The sequence below is a fragment of the Microbacterium sp. LjRoot205 genome, from assembly GCF_056175745.1.
On the sequence record NZ_JBGFFH010000008.1, the window covers coordinates 249,398 to 264,795 of the forward strand.

A 15,398-nucleotide genomic window follows, 5' to 3' on the forward strand; every position below is an offset into this window, starting at 1 on the left:
TCAGCCTGTCACAGCGACATGATCCCGCTTCACAGCGGGGTGACGTAGGCGTTGGTGATGCCGCCGTCGACGACGAAGGCGCTCGCGGTGATGAACGACGAATCGTCCGAGGCGAGGAAGGCAACAGCGGCGGCGAGCTCGGACGGCTCTGCGAAGCGTCCCATCGGCACATGCACGAGTCGGCGCTGAGCGCGCTCGGGGTCTTTTGCGAAGAGCTCCTGCAGCAGCGGGGTGTTGACCGGTCCCGGGCACAGGGCGTTCACGCGCACTCCCTGCCGGGCGAACTGCACGCCGAGCTCGCGCGACATCGCGAGCACGCCGCCCTTCGATGCGGTGTAGCTGATCTGCGAGGTGGCCGATCCCAGCAGCGCCACGAAGGAGGCCGTGTTGATGATCGAGCCTCGACCTGCCGGAACCATGTGGCGAAGCGCCGCGCGGCTGCACAGGTACACGCTCTTGAGGTTCACGTCCTGCACCCGATCCCAGGCCGGCAGTTCGGTCGTCTCGATCGAGTCGTCGTCCGCGGGCGAGATGCCGGCGTTGTTGAACGCGATGTCGATGCGCCCGAACTCGGCGGCGACCCCGTCGAAGAGCGTGTTGACCATGGCCTCGTCGGCCACGTCGACGATGCGGAACGCTCCGCCCACCTCGGCCGCTGCCGCTTCGCCCGTGGCGGGGTCGACGTCGGCGATGACGACGAACGCGCCCTCGGCGGCGAAGCGCTGGGCTGTGGCGAAGCCGATTCCGCTCGCGCCACCCGTGATGATGGCGACGCGGTCCTTGAGGCGCTGGGTCAGATCGATGCTCATGTGTGTTTCTCCGTTGCAGTGAAAGGGTCGGGCCGGGTGTCGCTGTCAGGATTCGTCGGTCGCGAAGAAGACGTTCTTGGTCTCGGTGAAGTGCTCGGCGGCGTCGGGCCCGAGCTCACGCCCGAGACCCGAGGCCTTCATGCCGCCGAACGGCGTCGCGTATCGCACCGACGAGTGCGAGTTGACCGACAGCACGCCGCTCTGAACACCCCGCGAGACGCGCACGGCGCGGCCGAGGTTCTCGGTCCAGATCGAGCCGGCGAGTCCGTAGGCGGTGTCGTTCGCGAGCCGGATCGCATCGGCTTCGTCATCGAACGGCATGACCGCGACGACCGGGCCGAACACCTCCTGCTGCGCGATGCGGTCGGACGGATCGGCGAGCACCACGGCCGGGGCGAACCAGAAGCCGTCGCCCTCGGGTGCGCTGCCGCGGAAGGCGATGTTCGCGTCGTCGAGGAATCCCGAGACCGTGTCGCGGTGTGCGGCCGAGATGAGCGGTCCCATGTCGGTGTCGGTGCTCGACGGGTCTCCCACTCGCCACGCAGCGACAGCCGGCTCGAGCAGTTCGAGGAATCGGTCGTACACCGATCTCTGCACCAGCAACCGGCTGCGGGCGCAGCAATCCTGACCCGCGTTGTCGAACACCGAACCCGGAACCGCCGCGACGGCCTTCTCGAGGTCCGCGTCGGCGAAGACGATGTTGGCGCTCTTGCCGCCGAGCTCCAGCGTGACGGGCTTGAGCGCTCGCGCGCATCCGGCCGCGACCTCGATGCCGACCTCGGTCGAGCCGGTGAACACGACCTTGCGGACATCCGGATGCTCGACGAGCCGCTGCCCGACGACGGAACCCGACCCGGTGACGACCTCGAACAGCCCTTCGGGAAGACCCGCTTCGAGAGCGAGTTCGCCGAGGCGGATGGCCGTGAGAGGGGTGAGCTCGGCGGGCTTCAGCACCACGGCGTTCCCTGCGGCGAGCGCCGGCGCGAACGCCCAGGCGGCGATCGTCATCGGGAAGTTCCACGGCACGATGACGCCGACCACGCCGTAGGGGTCGTGGAAGGTGACATCGAGTCCGCCTGCCACCGGGATCTGCCGGCCGGACAGTCGCTCAGGGTCGGCGGAGTAGTAGTTGAGGACCTGCGCGACGTGACCCGCCTCCCATCGGGCGGAACCGATCGGATGCCCGGAGTTCAGCACCTCGAGCTGGGCGAGCTCTTCGGCCGCGGCCTCGACCGTGCGAGCGAACGCGCGGAGGGCATCGGCCCGAGCGACCGGGGCGAGCGCGGCCCATCGGCGCTGCGCCACGACAGCGCGCGCGATCGCGGCATCCGTCTCTCCGATGTCGGCGCGAACGATCTCGCGGATCGCCGCTCCGGTCGACGGGTTGATGACTGTGAACGCGCTCATCGGGCGTCCTCCTTCCGCCGCGCGGCGAACGCGCGGGCCTGTGCGACGAGATCGGTGAAGAGCCGCCGATCCTCGGCGTTCTCCTCGGGGTGCCATTGGACGCCGACGATGTGGCCGGCCGAGGTGTCGACGAAGGCCTGCACGAGTCCGTCGTCGGAGTGCGCAGCCGCCACGAGACCGTCGCCGAGTCGACCGACGCCCTGGTGGTGGTAGCTGTGCACGCGCATCTCGGTCTCGCCGATGATCTCGGCGAGCGGAGTGTCGGTCGACACCTCGACGTCGTTCTCGGCGAAGACGCCGCCGCCGATGCGGTACTTCTCGGTGCCGAGCGATTCGGGCAGATGCTGCTGCAGGGTGCCGCCGCGGGCGACGTTCACGAGCTGCAGACCGCGGCAGATCGCGAGCACCGGGATGCCACGGCGCTCCGCCGCCCGGAACAGGGCGAGCTCCCATGCATCACGGTCGACGCGGGCGGGGTCGGTGAGCGGATGCCGGTCCTCGCCGTACAGCTCGGGTGCCACATCGGCACCGCCCGAGAGCACGAGGCCGTCCATGCCCGAGATGGCCGCATCCGCGGCATCCGGATCCTGCGGAGGCAGGAGCAGCGCGATGCCGCCGACGGAGGTCACGCTCGTGAGGTACTGCTCAGGCAGGAACGCCGCCCGCACATCCCACACCCCCTGCTGCGCGCGCTCCAGGTACGTCGTGACGCCGATCAGCGGCCTGAGGTCAGAGGCGCTCGAAGCCACGGATGCGCTCCCAGTCGGTGACGGCCGCGTCATAGGCTTCCACCTCGATGCGGGCCTGGTTCAGGTAGTGCTCGACCACGTCGTCGCCGAACGCCGCGCGCGCGATGGTCGACTCGCTGAACAGCTTCGCGGCCTCGCGCAGGGTCGTCGGCAGATGATCGACCCCGGCCTCATAGGCGTTGCCGGTGAACCGCTCGGGCAACGGCAGCTCGTTCTCGATGCCGTGCAGCCCGCCCGCGATGATCGCCGAGATCGCGAGGTACGGGTTCACGTCTCCCCCGGGCACCCGGTTCTCCACCCGGAGCCCCGAGCCTGAACCGACCACGCGCAGGGCACACGTGCGGTTGTCGATGCCCCACGCGACTCCGGTCGGCGCGAAGCTGCCCTTCGCGAAGCGCTTGTACGAGTTGATGTTCGGCGCGAGCAGCAGGGTGAACTCGCGCAGCGTGGCGAGGATGCCGGCGATCCAGTGCTCCATCACGGGGCTGAAGCCGTGCTCGCCGTCGCCCGCCATGACCGGAGCGCCCGACTCGTCGCGCAGCGACAGGTGGATGTGGCAACTGTTGCCCTCGCGCTCGTTGAACTTGGCCATGAAGGTGAGCGCCTGCCCGTGCTGCTCGGCGATCTCCTTCGCACCGTTCTTGTAGATCGCGTGCTGGTCGGCGGTCTCTCGCACCTCCGCATAGCGGAACGCGATCTCCTGCTGACCGAAGTTGCACTCGCCCTTCACGCCCTCGCAGTAGAGCCCTGCCCCGTCCATGCTGTTGCGGATGTCGCGCAGCAGCGGCTCCATACGGGTCGAGGCGAGCAGGTTGTAGTCGACGTTGTAATCGGTCGCGGGCGTCAGACCTTCGTACTTGCGCGCCCACGCATCGCGATACGTGTTGTCGAAGACGATGAACTCGAGCTCAGTTCCGGAGTAGGCGGTCCATCCCCGCTCAGCGAGGCGGTCGCGCTGACGGTCGAGAATCGCACGGGGCGAGGGCCCGACCGGCTCGCCGTTCTGCCAGACGAGGTCGGCCATGACGAGAGCAGTGCCGTCGAGCCAGGGGATGTTGCGCAGCGTCTCGACGTCGGGCTTGAGCACCATGTCGCCGTAGCCGCGATCCCAGCCCGACATCGCGTAGCCGTCGACGGTGTTCATGTCGACGTCGACCGAGAGCAGATAGTCGCACGCCTCGGCACCGTGGGCCAGGATGTCCTCCTGGAACAGCCGCGCCGACACACGTTTGCCGACCAGCCGGCCCTGCGCGTCGGCGAAGGCCACGATCACCGTGTCGATCTCGCCGGCGGCGATGCCGGCATCCAGCTGGTCGATGCTCAGGTTGCCCGCCATCTGACGCTCCGTTCTCGTGCTGTGAAGCGATCGGCCGACCGGCTTCGCCCTCAGAGTAGATCACCTTGCCGTTTAAAGGTAGACGAAACCACCATTGACTGTCACAATCGTCCGCAAGGTGCACCCGGCGCCTGCACGCATGCGAACGGAGAGCGGATGTCCCAGCAGAGCAATGAATCCCGCAAGGTCGCCGGAGCGACCTATACACGCGCCGGGAGTGAGTATTTCGAGAAACGCACACTGAAGAGGTCTGCCGGAGTCTGGGGCCTGTGGGGCCTCGCGGTCGCCGCCGTGATCTCGGGCGACTTCTCCGGGTGGAACTTCGGCATCGACTTCGCGGGCTTCGGCGGGATGCTCATCGCCTTCGCGATCCTCGTCGCGATGTACTACGGCATGATCTTCGCGATCGGCGAGATGGCGGCCGCGATGCCGCACACCGGCGGCGCCTACTCGTTCGCCCGATCGGCCATGGGCCCGTGGGGCGGCCTCGTCACCGGCGCGGCCGAGACCATCGAGTACGTCGCGACCACCGCGGTGATCGTCTACTTCTCGGCGTCGTATGCGAACGGCATCACGAGTGAGCTGCTGGGCCTCGAGCTGCCGGGATGGGTCTGGTACCTCATCCTCTACATCGTCTTCATCGCCCTGAACTCCGCGGGAGCGGCGATCTCGTTCCGCTTCGCGATCATCGTGTCGGTGATCTCGATCGGGATCATCCTGGTCTTCTCCGCCATGGCGCTCTTCTCGGGCGCGTTCTCGTGGGATGCCCTGTGGGACATCGTGCCCGACGAGGGCCAGACGGCGTTCCTCCCCCACGGCGTCCTGCCGATCCTGTTCGCACTGCCCTTCGCGATGTGGTTCTTCCTCGGCATCGAGGAGCTGCCGCTCGCGGCGGAGGAATCGCACAACCCGACGCGCGACATCCCCAAGGCGGGGTTCTGGGCTCGCGGCACCCTCATCATCACGGGCCTCCTGGTGCTGTTCCTCAACACCGGCGTGCTCGGTGCCGAAGCGACAGGCACCGCCGGCGAACCGCTGCTCGACGGCTTCCGCGCGATCGTGGGCGACCAGCTCGCCGCCGTGCTCGCGCTGTTCGCACTCATCGGCCTGCTCGCCTCACTGCAGGGCATCATGTTCGCCTACGGACGCAACATGTACTCGCTGTCACGCGCCGGGTACTACCCGCGCTTCCTCTCCCTCACCGGAAAGCGCCAGACGCCGTGGGTCGCCCTCACGGTGGGTGCAGCCATCGGCTTCGTCGCGCTGATCGTGCTCGACGTGCTCACCGCGGTCGACTCCGAGGGCGCGGGCACCGTCGCCGGTGCGATCGTCCTGAACATCGCCGTCTGGGGAGCCGTCGTCGCATACGGACTGCAGCTCGTGTCGTTCATCATCCTGCGCAAGAAGTTCCCGAACGTCGACCGCCCGTACGTGAGCCCGTGGGGCATCCCGGGTGCGGTCATCGCCCTCGTGATCGCGGCACTGATCTTCGTGGGCTTCCTGCTGAACCCCACGTTCGGCCCGGCGATCATCGCGATCGCGATCGTCTATGCGATCATCCTGCTCGGCTTCGGCCTGTTCTTCCGGCACCGTCTCGTGCTCTCCCCCGAAGAGGAGTACGCGCTGTCGGGCGGTTCGCACGGAGACCCGCAGGCCGAGGGCTACGACGCCATGGAGGGCGAGGTGTTCGGCGGCGGACGCTGATCGAGAGGAGGAGCGCGGCTCTACTTGCGGTCGAAGTCGAACGCCTTGAGCAGCTCGTCGACGGCCTTGTCGCGCTCCTCCCCGCCCTCGTCGAACATGTGCGTCACGTGCGTGCGCAGGTGGTTCTCGAGCAGCAGACGGTTGAGAGACTCCAGAGAGCGCTGGATCGCGCGGGACTGCGTGATGATGTCCATGCAGTACTCCTCGTTCTCGATCATCCGCGCGACTCCGCGCATCTGACCTTCGAGGATGCTGGTGCGGTGCAGTGCACGCTTCTTGATGTCTTCGATCACGTTTCGAGGGTACTCGGCCTCTGCCGCTGTCAGTCCTCGAACGGGTTCAGCACCGACAGGCCGGGGATCTCGAAGTCCTTCGTGTTGCGCGTCACGAGAGTCAGGCCGTGATGCAACGCTGTGGCCGCGATCAGCGCGTCAGCCCACGGACGACGATCCGGCACGTTGAGAGCGGCGCACGTCCGCGCGATCTGCGGAGAGACGGGGAGGATGCGGGAGCCGAGCCCGAGTCGGAGCGCGTCCAGCCAGCGTCGGAGTGCTCTCGCCTGACGCGGGTCGCGCCGCTGGAGTCCGAGGACACCGAGTTCCAGCTCGTAGTCGGTGATGGCGCTCATGTGAAGAGCCTCGGGCTCCCCGCTCTCCATCCAGGTGCGAGCGGCGATGCCGGCTCCGATTCCGCGCCTCGCGTCGGAGAACGTGTTCGTGTCGAGCAGATACATCGGTCAGAACTCGATCGGAGGACGACCGAAGTCCGTCTTCCGGTCGGCGACGATCTCGTCGATGATGCGATCGAACTCGCCGTCGTCGTCCACGAGGTCCTCCTCCGGCATCGCGAGGAACTCGAGAATCGACCCGGGCCGGGCCGGGGCTAGCCGTTCGTACTCGTCGATGCTCAAGAGCACGTACGCGGGCTCGCCGCGCTTCGTGATCATCACGGGCTGGTCGTCGGCGACGCGCTGAGCGCGCGCGACGGACTGGTTGAATTCTCGAGCGGTCATGGTGAACACGATGTACCTCGATTCCGAATGTAGTGATGGTACTACACAGCCCAGATCTCTCGACGGACGACAGGACTCGGTGCGGTACGCCGTACTCGGCTCGAACTCCCCGTGAAAGGATGACGTCATGCCGCGAACCCCGATGGCGCTCCTGTCGCCCGCAGACCAGGCGCGACTTCGCGCTCTCCGACGAATGAAGGCCGTGGCGCTCGGCGCGCTGATCTTCATGGCCGTCGTCTTCGTCTTCGCGTTCGCGTTCCAGGAACGGCAGCCGTGGCTGGGCTACGTCCGGGCAGCCGCAGAGGGCGGGATGGTCGGCGCCCTGGCCGACTGGTTCGCCGTGACCGCGCTGTTCCGTCGTCCACTCGGCCTGCCGATCCCGCACACCGCGATCATCCCGAACCGCAAGGACGAGATCGGCCGCACGCTCGGCGAGTTCGTCGAGACGAACTTCCTCGAGGCGAGCGTCGTGCGCACCAAGCTCGCGAGCACCGCGATCGCGAAGCGCGCGGGCGAGTGGCTGCGAGAGCCTGCCCACGCCGAGCGCGTGGGCGCCGAGGGAGCGACGATCGCGACCGCCGTGCTCAACGCCCTGAGCGACGACGACGTGCGAGACCTCATCACAGACCTGGCCCGTGAGCACCTCGTCTCCCCCGAGTGGGGCCCGCCCGCCGGCGCCTGGCTCGAGAAGATCGTCGAGGCCGGCGCGCATCACGGCGCCGTCGACCTCGCGGCCGACAGCATCGGCCGCTGGCTGGACGCGAACGCCGAGTCGTTCTCGGGCCTCATCTCACGCAGGCTGCCCGGATGGGTGCCGAAGCTCGCGCACCGGTTCGTCGACGACACGGCCTACAACGAGGCCGTGAAGTTCGTCCGCGCCGTGCAGGCCGATCCGCAGCATCCGGCCCGTCTCGCGGTCGACGGGTACCTCGCCCGCCTCGCCGACAGCCTCCAGAACGACCCGGAGACGCGCGCCAAGCTCGAGAACGCCAAGTCGTCGCTCTTCGACAGCCCCCGCGTGGGCGCCCTCGCCGCCGAGGCGTGGAACACGGCGAAGAACGGACTACTCACCGCCCTCGCCGACCCCGAGAGCGGGCTGCGCGTGCGTGCGGCTCAGGCTCTGCGGGAAGTCGGCGACAGGCTGACGACGGATGCCGCACTGCAGCACCGCGTCGACACGTGGGTGTCGGATGCCGCGGTGTTCCTCGTCGACCGCTACCGCCACGACATCGCGTCGATCATCACCGACACCGTCGAGCGCTGGGACCCGATCGAGACCACCGAGAAGATCGAGCTCATGGTCGGCCGCGACCTGCAGTACATCCGCCTGAACGGCACCTTCGTCGGCGCGCTGGCGGGCCTCGCGATCTTCACGATCGCGCACCTGGTCATCCCCGGAGTCTGAGGCGTGCGGATCGTCGTGTCGGGCACGCACGCGAGCGGCAAGAGCACCCTGATCTCAGACTTCCGCGCGGCACATCCCGAGTACACGGTGCTCGGCGATCCGTTCGACGACGTCGAGTCGGGGGCGCCCACTGGCGCGGCGAGCTTCGTGGCGCAGCTCCGCGTGACGGTCTCTCGGTTGCGAGAGTCGGCGCGAGAGAGTTCCGTCATCTCGGAACGTGGTCCCGTCGACTTCCTCGCCTACCTCACCGCGCTGGAGATGCTGGGACGCGGCGACGGCGCCCTGCTCTCTCGAGCCCAGGAGCTGGTCGAGACCTCCATGGCCCACATCGATCTGATCGCCGTCGTGCCGCTGGACCTGCGGCACCCGATCGACATTCCCGACGACGAGGATCCGGCCCTCCGAGAGGCGATGGAGAGCGCTCTTATGGATGCGCTCGACGACCTCGAACGCGCCGGTGGTGCGCCGCCGATCGTGACGCTCACCGGGAACCCGCAGGAGAGGCTCGCGCAGCTGGAGAGGGCTGCCGGCCTCTGAGGTTCGGCACGCCGCCCGCGCGAACGAGCATCATCGACGCTGCGCGGAGAGAACTCGCAGTCATCGGGTGGCGAGGGCGGCGAGCATCTCGAGCACGCACAGCGCGGCGAGGCGCACCGTGCGCATGTCATCGGCGTCGGCCGTCGCGTCGACCTCGGCGATGTCCGCACTGACGACCCGCGGATCCGCGACGAGCGCGCGGACGAGCGCGCGCAGCTCCCACGCGGCGAAGCCGCCGGGGACGGATGCCGGGCAACCGGGCGCTGCGGCCCTGTCGGCGGCGTCGACATCGACATCGAGGTGGATGCGGGCACCGGCGCCCGCTCCCGCGATGCGCGTGGCTTCGGCGATGACCTCGGCGATGCCCCTTCGGCGCACCTCGTCGAGGGTGATCACGCGGATGCCCCAGTCGGCGGCGCGCGCGGCGTACGCGGCGGAGTTCGCGAAGTCCGCGATGCCGATCTGGACGATCCGCGTCGGATCGATCCGCTCGCCCTCCGGCGCATCCTCGACGAGCCGCCGCACGGGTGAGCCGTTCGAGATCCCGTCGCGCAGGTCGAAGTGGGCGTCGATCGTGATCAGTCCGGTGGCCCGAGCGCCCCGCGCGACCGGGTAGGTCAGAGCGTTGTCGCCGCCGAGCGCGATGACGAGGCGCGTGGCATCGGCGAGCTCGCGCACCCGCGCGACCGTCGCAGCGATGCCGTCCTCTCCGTCTGGTTCGGCCATGTCGCCCGCGTCGAGCACGCGCAGCGCCTCGGTGAGGTCGACGACCGGCGGACCCATCAGGGTGGCGCTGTAGCGGGTGAGCGCCTCCCGGATCGCGGCGGGTGTCGCGTGCGCGCCGGTCGGCGACAGCGAGGTGCGCCACGTAGGAACACCGAGCAGCACGGCATCCGCATCATCCCCTGCGGCGAACGCGGGCCACGACCCGGCACGCGGCCAGAGGTCATCGTGCGACAGGGCCATGATCCTCCGTTCCGCGAGCGTGGAAAACCGCGACACCGTCTTTCCAGACCTGCTCGACGAGCGGCACCCCCGGGCGGTAGGCCAGGTGGATGCGGGTGGGAGCCTTCAGCAGCACGAGGTCGGCCCGCGCCCCAGGTGCGATGACGCCGACGTCGTCGCGCCGCAGTGCCAGCGCTCCCCCGGCGGTCGCCGCCCACACGGCCTCGGCGGGTGTCATCCCCATGTCGCGCACGGCGATCGCGATGCAGAACGGCATGGAGGAGGTGAAGCTCGACCCCGGGTTCGTGTCGCAGGCGATCGCCACGGTGACTCCCGCGTCGATGAGTCGGCGGGCGTCGGGATACGGCTGCCTGGTCGAGAACTCCACCCCGGGCAACAGGGTGAGCACGGTGTCGGATCCGGCGAGCGCTGCGGTGTCGGCGTCCGTCAGGTAGGTGCCGTGGTCGACGGATGCCGCGCCGAGCTCGACTGCGAGACGGACTCCGTCACCCGGGCCGAGCTGGCTCGCGTGCACGCGCGGCATCAGTCCCTTCGCGATGCCGGCGTCGAGCACCCGCCGCGACTGCTCGACCGAGAACGCCCCGGTCTCGCAGAACACGTCGATCCACTTCGAATGCGGTGCACAGGCGTCGAGCATCGGCCCGGTCACCAGGTCGACGTACTCGTCGGCGCTGTCGGTGTATTCGGCAGGAACGACGTGCGCCCCGAGGAAGGTGACCTCCGGCGTGATCTCGGCGGCAAGTCTCACGAGCCGCTCTTCATCCGCGACGCTGAGCCCGTATCCGCTCTTGATCTCGACCGTCGTGGTCCCCTGGGCGCGCATCTCTGCGATGAATCCCTGCAGTCGCACGCGCAGTTCATCGTCACTCGCCGCTCGTGTCGCGGCGACGGTCGAGCGGATGCCACCCGCGGCGTACTTCTGCCCGGCCATCCGCGCCTCGAACTCGGCCGCGCGGTCTCCGCCGAACACGAGGTGACTGTGGCTGTCGACGAACCCGGGGATGACCGCGCGACCACCGGCATCGATGATCTCATCGGCCACAGGTGCGGCATCCGCCGATCCGACCCAGGCGATCCGCTCGCCGTCGATGAGCACAGCGGCATCGTGCAGCGTGCCGAAGCGGTCGCCGTCGGATGAGCCGACGTTGGTCGTCAGCTCAGCGATGTTCGTGATCAGCGAGGTGCTCACAGCATCGGCACCTTCAGGCCGCGCTCGCGGGCGATGTCGCGAGCGTGCTCGTACCCCGCGTCGACGTGTCGCATGACGCCCGTGCCGGGGTCGTTGGTGAGCACGCGCTCGAGCTTCTCGGCCGCGAGCGCCGAGCCGTCGGCCACGGTGACCTGGCCGGCGTGGATCGAGCGGCCGATCCCGACGCCGCCGCCATGGTGCAGCGACACCCACGATGCGCCGGATGCCGTGTTGAGCAGCGCGTTCAGCAGCGGCCAGTCGGCGATGGCATCCGACCCGTCCTTCATGGCCTCGGTCTCGCGATAGGGAGAGGCGACGGAACCCGAGTCGAGGTGGTCGCGGCCGATCACGATCGGGGCGGCGAGCTCGCCGGAGGCCACCATCTCGTTGAACTTGAGGCCCGCCAGGTGACGCTCCTTGTAGCCGAGCCAGCAGATGCGGGCGGGCAGGCCCTCGAAGTGCACCTTCTCACCGGCCTTCTCGAGCCAGCGATGCAGAGCCTTGTCTTCGGGGAACAGCTCGGCGATCGCGCGATCGGTCTTGTAGATGTCCTCGGGATCTCCCGAGAGAGCGGCCCAGCGGAAGGGCCCACGGCCCTCTTCGAACTGCGGGCGGATGTACGCCGGCACGAAACCGGGGAACTCGAAGGCGCGGTCGAAGCCACCGAGCTGGGCCTCGGCCCGGATCGAATTGCCGTAGTCGAAGACCGCAGCCCCCGCATCCTGGAAGGCCACCATCGCGGCGACGTGCTGCGCCATCGATTCGCGCGAGCGGCGGGTGAACTCCTCGGCGTCCCGCTCGGCCTCTGCCTTCCACTCGGCGACTGCGATGCCGACGGGCAGGTAGGCGAGCGGGTCGTGCGCACTGGTCTGGTCGGTGACGATGTCGATCGGCACACCGCGGCGCAGCAGCTCGGGGAAGACCTCCGCCGCGTTCCCGACGACGCCGACCGACAGAGCCTCGCCGGCGTCCTTCGCCGCGACGGCCCGGGCGATCGCCGCGTCGAGGTCGGTCGTGTACTCGTCGAGGTAGCCGTGCTCGACACGACGGGCGAGGCGCGATTCGTCGACGTCGACGATGAGCACGGCACCGTCGTTGAGGGTGACCGCCAGCGGCTGCGCGCCACCCATTCCGCCGGCACCGCCGGTCAGAGTCAGCGTTCCCTTCAGCGAGTCTCTGCCGAGCGACCGGGCGACGGCCGAGAACGTCTCGTAGGTCCCCTGCAGAATGCCCTGGGTTCCGATGTAGATCCACGACCCCGCGGTCATCTGCCCGTACATGATCAGCCCCAGCTCCTCGAGCCGGCGGAACTCGGGCCAGTTCGCCCAGTCGCCCACGAGGTTCGAGTTCGCGATCAGCACTCGCGGCGCCCACTCGTGCGTGCGGAAGACGCCGACCGGCTTGCCCGACTGCACGAGCAGCGTCTCGTCCGGCTCGAGCTCGTCGAGGGTGCGGACGATCGCGTCGTACGCCTCCCAGCTGCGCGCCGCCTTGCCGGTGCCGCCGTAGACGACGAGGTCTTCGGGATGCTCGGCCACCTCGGCGTCGAGGTTGTTCATCAGCATGCGCTTGGCGGCTTCGGCACCCCAGCTCTTGGCCGTGCGCTGGTTGCCGCGGGCGGCGCGAACGACGCGCGGTCCTGTCGCGGTCGTCGTCCTCGAGTCGGGGGCGGTGCTCGTCGTCGTCGTCGAGTCGGGGGCCGTGGTGTCAGTCATGCGCGTGCTCCTTTGCGATGCGGGCGATTGCGCCGGACTGCACGAGTGCGGTCACGGCTTCCATGTCTGGGGAGAGGAATCGGTCGGGTCCTGGTCCTGCGGCGACGGTGCGCACCAGATCGCGCACGGCACCGGTCGCAGGGCCTGCCTGCAGCGGGGCGCGCAGGTCGAGCGCGCGGGCGCCGGTGAGGATCTCGATGGCGATGACACGGCCGAGCCCGTCGATCGCCCGACGGAGCTTGCGGGCCGCGGCCCATCCCATCGACACGTGATCCTCCTGCATCGCCGACGAAGGGATCGAATCGACGGATGCCGGCACGGCGAGGCGCTTGAGCTCCGAGACGATGCCCGCGGAGGCGTACTGAGCGATCATCAGTCCCGAGTCGACGCCGACCTCGTCGGCCAGGAACGGGGGCAGGCCGTGGTTGCGTGCCGGATCGAGCGCCCGGTCTGTACGGCGCTCCGAGATCGACGCGACGTCAGCCACGGAGATCGCGAGGAAGTCCAGGACGGCAGCGACGGGTGCGCCGTGGAAGTTGCCGTTCGACTCGATGCGGCCGTCGACAGTGATGACCGGGTTGTCGATCACGCTGGCGAGCTCTCGCTCGGCGATCATCGAGGCATAGCCCATCGTGTCGCGCGCGGTCCCGTGCACCTGGGGCGAGCAGCGCAGCGAATACGCGTCCTGCACGCGGCCGTCCTCCGGCCCCTTGTGGCTGTGCACGATCGGCGAGTCCCGCAGGAACGACCGCAGATTCGAGGCCGATTCCGCCTGCCCCGACTGCGGACGAAGAGCCATGAGGTCGGCCGCGAACACGGCATCCGTGCCCATCTGCGATTCGACCGACATCGCCGCAGCCATGTCGGCGGTGAGCAGCAGGATCTCGAGGTCGTGCAGCGCCAGCACGAGCATCCCGAGCATGCCGTCGGTGCCGTTGATGAGCGCGAGCCCCTCCTTCTCGACGAGGGTGAGCGGTTCGATGCCGACAGCCGAGAGCGCCTCGGATGCCGCAACGAGTTCGCCATCCGCCACGCGGACGTCGCCCTCGCCCATTGCAGCGAGGGCGATATGCGCGAGGGGAGCAAGGTCGCCCGAGCAGCCGAGTGAGCCGTACTCGCGAACGACGGGTGTGATGCCCGCGTTCAACAGCCCCGCGTAGGTTTCGACGACGACCGGGCGAACGCCCGTCCGCCCAGAGGTCAAGGTCTGCAGGCGCAGCAGCTGCAGACCGCGCACGACCTCGCGCTCGACCTCCGCGCCGGTGCCGGCCGCGTGCGAGCGGATCAGACTGGCCTGCAGCTGCAGCCGGCGATCCGGAGCGATGAACGTCGTAGCGAGCGCGCCGAATCCGGTGGAGACGCCGTAGTGCGGGTGCGGATCGGCGGCCAGTCCGTCGATCACCCGCCGTGTGTCCGCCACTCGGGCGAGGGCTGCGGGGCTGATCGCCACCGGCGCACCGTGGCGGGCGACCGCGACGACATCGGCATGGCTCAGTGGGGCATCGCCGACGAGGACGGAGGACAGTTCGGTCATGTCTCGATTCCACACCCGCAGGGTCGCGGGCGACAGCGGTTCGTGGCATCCTTTGTCTGTGATTCCAGACAGAGCGGATGCCGCACCACAGGTCCCGGCGGCCGACAACACGCTGCGGATCCTGCGATACCTCGCCGGACGGCCGGCCCCGGTCGCCGCATCAGCCATCGCTCGCGAGCTCGAGCTGCCGCGCTCGACCGTCTATCACCTGCTGGCCACCCTCGCCGAGCACGGATTCGTCCTTCACCTCCGCGAGGACCGACGATGGGGTCTCGGCACCTCTGCGTTCGAGCTCGCCGGCGGGTATGCCCGACAGCAGCCGCTCGCGCGTCTGGGGCGCCCACTCGTCGCCGCCCTCTCCGACCGCCTCGGCGAGAGTGCGCACCTCGCGGTGATGAGCGGCGGCGACGTGCTGTACATCGTCGAGGAGCGGGCCCCACGACGCCAGGCCCTCATCACGGATGTGGGAGTGAGGCTCCCTGCCCACCTGACCGCGTCGGGGCGCGCGATGCTGGCAGCGCTCCCCCGAGAGCAGGTGCGAGCTCTCTACCCGAGTGCGTCAGCGTTTCCCGACCGCACCGGACTCGGGCCTCGGAAGCCGAGCGAACTGCGCGAGCTGCTGCGCACGGTGCGTGCACGAGGTTATGCCACCGAAGACAGCGAGGTGGCAGAGGGCCTGCGCAGCGTCGGCGCGGTCGTCTGCGATCACGCGGGCTGGCCCGTAGCCGCTGTCGCGGTGACCTGGGCCGGGACGGATCTCGACGAGACCATGCTCGCAGCCGCTGTCCGCGAGACTGCATCCGTGCTCGAGTCACGGCTCAAGCGATAGCGGATCTCGCAAGGCCGCGATTGCCGCGCCAGTCGAGGCACTCGCATCGCGAATGCACGTTAACGCAGAAAAGCCACCCAGCATTGGGTGGCTTTTCTGTATAAAAGAAGTCCGGCGGTGTCCTACTCTCCCACAGGGTCCCCCCTGCAGTACCATCGGCGCTGTGAGGCTTAGCTTCCGGGTTCGGAATGTAACCGGGCGTTTCC

General features: G+C 68.8%; 15 protein-coding genes and 1 rRNA gene. 4 read left to right on the forward strand and 12 right to left on the reverse strand.

From position 1 onward, the window contains the following. Positions 1 to 29 precede the first annotated feature (29 nt). Genes AC04ME_RS15550 through AC04ME_RS15565 form a run of 4 tightly spaced genes read right to left on the reverse strand, consistent with a single transcriptional unit; the run spans position 30 to position 4,301 of the window. Entirely contained in the window at positions 30 to 809 is a 780-nt protein-coding gene (locus AC04ME_RS15550) for a 3-oxoacyl-ACP reductase (RefSeq protein ID WP_042537821.1), read from the reverse strand. Between the two features lie 45 nt (positions 810 to 854). Then, positions 855 to 2,216, reverse strand: a complete 1,362-nt coding sequence (locus AC04ME_RS15555) for an aldehyde dehydrogenase family protein (RefSeq protein WP_042537818.1) — start codon at positions 2,214 to 2,216, stop codon at positions 855 to 857. Further along, positions 2,213 to 2,965 (reverse strand): gamma-glutamyl-gamma-aminobutyrate hydrolase family protein, encoded by a 753-nt coding sequence (locus AC04ME_RS15560; protein ID WP_082041033.1) that lies wholly within the window; start codon positions 2,963 to 2,965, stop codon positions 2,213 to 2,215. The genes AC04ME_RS15555 and AC04ME_RS15560 overlap by 4 nt, the downstream gene beginning before the upstream one ends. Further along, positions 2,946 to 4,301, reverse strand: a complete 1,356-nt coding sequence (locus AC04ME_RS15565) for a glutamine synthetase family protein (protein WP_042537814.1) — start codon at positions 4,299 to 4,301, stop codon at positions 2,946 to 2,948. The genes AC04ME_RS15560 and AC04ME_RS15565 overlap by 20 nt, the downstream gene beginning before the upstream one ends. A gap of 156 nt (positions 4,302 to 4,457) precedes the next feature. Here AC04ME_RS15565 and AC04ME_RS15570 point away from each other — a divergent pair, with 156 nt between their 5' ends. Beyond that, positions 4,458 to 6,005 (forward strand): amino acid permease, encoded by a 1,548-nt coding sequence (locus AC04ME_RS15570; protein WP_042537812.1) that lies wholly within the window; start codon positions 4,458 to 4,460, stop codon positions 6,003 to 6,005. Between the two features lie 20 nt (positions 6,006 to 6,025). Here the strand turns inward: AC04ME_RS15570 and AC04ME_RS15575 are convergent, their stop codons facing one another. Genes AC04ME_RS15575 through AC04ME_RS15585 form a run of 3 tightly spaced genes read right to left on the reverse strand, consistent with a single transcriptional unit; the run spans position 6,026 to position 7,017 of the window. Continuing rightward, the gene (locus tag AC04ME_RS15575) at positions 6,026 to 6,298 is read right to left on the reverse strand and encodes a metal-sensitive transcriptional regulator (RefSeq protein ID WP_042537810.1); all 273 of its coding nucleotides are present in this window, start codon (positions 6,296 to 6,298) and stop codon (positions 6,026 to 6,028) included. 29 nt (positions 6,299 to 6,327) lie between these two features. Further along, complete coding sequence (locus tag AC04ME_RS15580; protein ID WP_079113593.1) at positions 6,328 to 6,738, reverse strand: type II toxin-antitoxin system VapC family toxin; 411 nt, start codon at positions 6,736 to 6,738, stop codon at positions 6,328 to 6,330. A gap of 3 nt (positions 6,739 to 6,741) precedes the next feature. Continuing rightward, on the reverse strand, positions 6,742 to 7,017 hold the full coding sequence (locus AC04ME_RS15585; protein WP_052492856.1) for a type II toxin-antitoxin system prevent-host-death family antitoxin: 276 nt from the start codon (positions 7,015 to 7,017) through the stop codon (positions 6,742 to 6,744). Positions 7,018 to 7,144: 127 nt separating this feature from the next. Here AC04ME_RS15585 and AC04ME_RS15590 point away from each other — a divergent pair, with 127 nt between their 5' ends. Both AC04ME_RS15590 and AC04ME_RS15595 read left to right on the forward strand, forming a co-directional pair. Further along, positions 7,145 to 8,422, forward strand: a complete 1,278-nt coding sequence (locus tag AC04ME_RS15590) for a DUF445 domain-containing protein (protein WP_475435898.1) — start codon at positions 7,145 to 7,147, stop codon at positions 8,420 to 8,422. Between the two features lie 3 nt (positions 8,423 to 8,425). Then, positions 8,426 to 8,959, forward strand: coding sequence for a DEAD/DEAH box helicase family protein (locus tag AC04ME_RS15595; RefSeq protein ID WP_475435900.1), 534 nt, complete (start codon positions 8,426 to 8,428; stop codon positions 8,957 to 8,959). Between the two features lie 60 nt (positions 8,960 to 9,019). Here the strand turns inward: AC04ME_RS15595 and AC04ME_RS15600 are convergent, their stop codons facing one another. Genes AC04ME_RS15600 through hutH form a run of 4 tightly spaced genes read right to left on the reverse strand, consistent with a single transcriptional unit; the run spans position 9,020 to position 14,363 of the window. Continuing rightward, positions 9,020 to 9,925: an arginase family protein gene (locus tag AC04ME_RS15600; RefSeq protein ID WP_475435902.1), complete on the reverse strand. Its 906-nt coding sequence runs from the start codon at positions 9,923 to 9,925 to the stop codon at positions 9,020 to 9,022. Beyond that, complete coding sequence (hutI, locus tag AC04ME_RS15605; protein ID WP_475435904.1) at positions 9,906 to 11,114, reverse strand: imidazolonepropionase; 1,209 nt, start codon at positions 11,112 to 11,114, stop codon at positions 9,906 to 9,908. The genes AC04ME_RS15600 and hutI overlap by 20 nt, the downstream gene beginning before the upstream one ends. Further along, positions 11,111 to 12,829 (reverse strand): urocanate hydratase, encoded by a 1,719-nt coding sequence (gene hutU, locus AC04ME_RS15610; protein ID WP_475435906.1) that lies wholly within the window; start codon positions 12,827 to 12,829, stop codon positions 11,111 to 11,113. The genes hutI and hutU overlap by 4 nt, the downstream gene beginning before the upstream one ends. Next, complete coding sequence (hutH, locus tag AC04ME_RS15615; RefSeq protein ID WP_475435908.1) at positions 12,822 to 14,363, reverse strand: histidine ammonia-lyase; 1,542 nt, start codon at positions 14,361 to 14,363, stop codon at positions 12,822 to 12,824. Before hutH ends, hutU begins: the two co-directional genes overlap by 8 nt. 52 nt (positions 14,364 to 14,415) lie before the next feature. On the opposite strand from hutH, the gene AC04ME_RS15620 reads away from it, so the two are divergent. Then, positions 14,416 to 15,192, forward strand: coding sequence for an IclR family transcriptional regulator (locus tag AC04ME_RS15620; protein ID WP_311879926.1), 777 nt, complete (start codon positions 14,416 to 14,418; stop codon positions 15,190 to 15,192). A 109-nt stretch (positions 15,193 to 15,301) separates the two neighbouring features. On the opposite strand, the gene rrf is transcribed toward AC04ME_RS15620, so the two are convergent. Continuing rightward, positions 15,302 to 15,398: ribosomal RNA gene (gene rrf, locus AC04ME_RS15625) — 5S ribosomal RNA — on the reverse strand; the annotation flags it as partial.

Excerpts from the sequence above, each read along its gene's own strand:
- AC04ME_RS15550 (WP_042537821.1), bottom strand. The coding sequence starts at position 809 with ATGAGCATCGATCTGACCCAGCGCCTCAAGGACCGCGTCGCCATCATC.
- AC04ME_RS15555 (WP_042537818.1), bottom strand. The coding sequence starts at position 2,216 with ATGAGCGCGTTCACAGTCATCAACCCGTCGACCGGAGCGGCGATCCGC.
- AC04ME_RS15565 (WP_042537814.1), bottom strand. The coding sequence starts at position 4,301 with ATGGCGGGCAACCTGAGCATCGACCAGCTGGATGCCGGCATCGCCGCC.
- AC04ME_RS15570 (WP_042537812.1), top strand. The coding sequence starts at position 4,458 with ATGTCCCAGCAGAGCAATGAATCCCGCAAGGTCGCCGGAGCGACCTAT.
- AC04ME_RS15580 (WP_079113593.1), bottom strand. The coding sequence starts at position 6,738 with ATGTATCTGCTCGACACGAACACGTTCTCCGACGCGAGGCGCGGAATC.
- AC04ME_RS15585 (WP_052492856.1), bottom strand. The coding sequence starts at position 7,017 with ATGACCGCTCGAGAATTCAACCAGTCCGTCGCGCGCGCTCAGCGCGTC.
- AC04ME_RS15590 (WP_475435898.1), top strand. The coding sequence starts at position 7,145 with ATGCCGCGAACCCCGATGGCGCTCCTGTCGCCCGCAGACCAGGCGCGA.
- AC04ME_RS15600 (WP_475435902.1), bottom strand. The coding sequence starts at position 9,925 with ATGGCCCTGTCGCACGATGACCTCTGGCCGCGTGCCGGGTCGTGGCCC.
- hutU (WP_475435906.1), bottom strand. The coding sequence starts at position 12,829 with ATGACTGACACCACGGCCCCCGACTCGACGACGACGACGAGCACCGCC.
- hutH (WP_475435908.1), bottom strand. The coding sequence starts at position 14,363 with ATGACCGAACTGTCCTCCGTCCTCGTCGGCGATGCCCCACTGAGCCAT.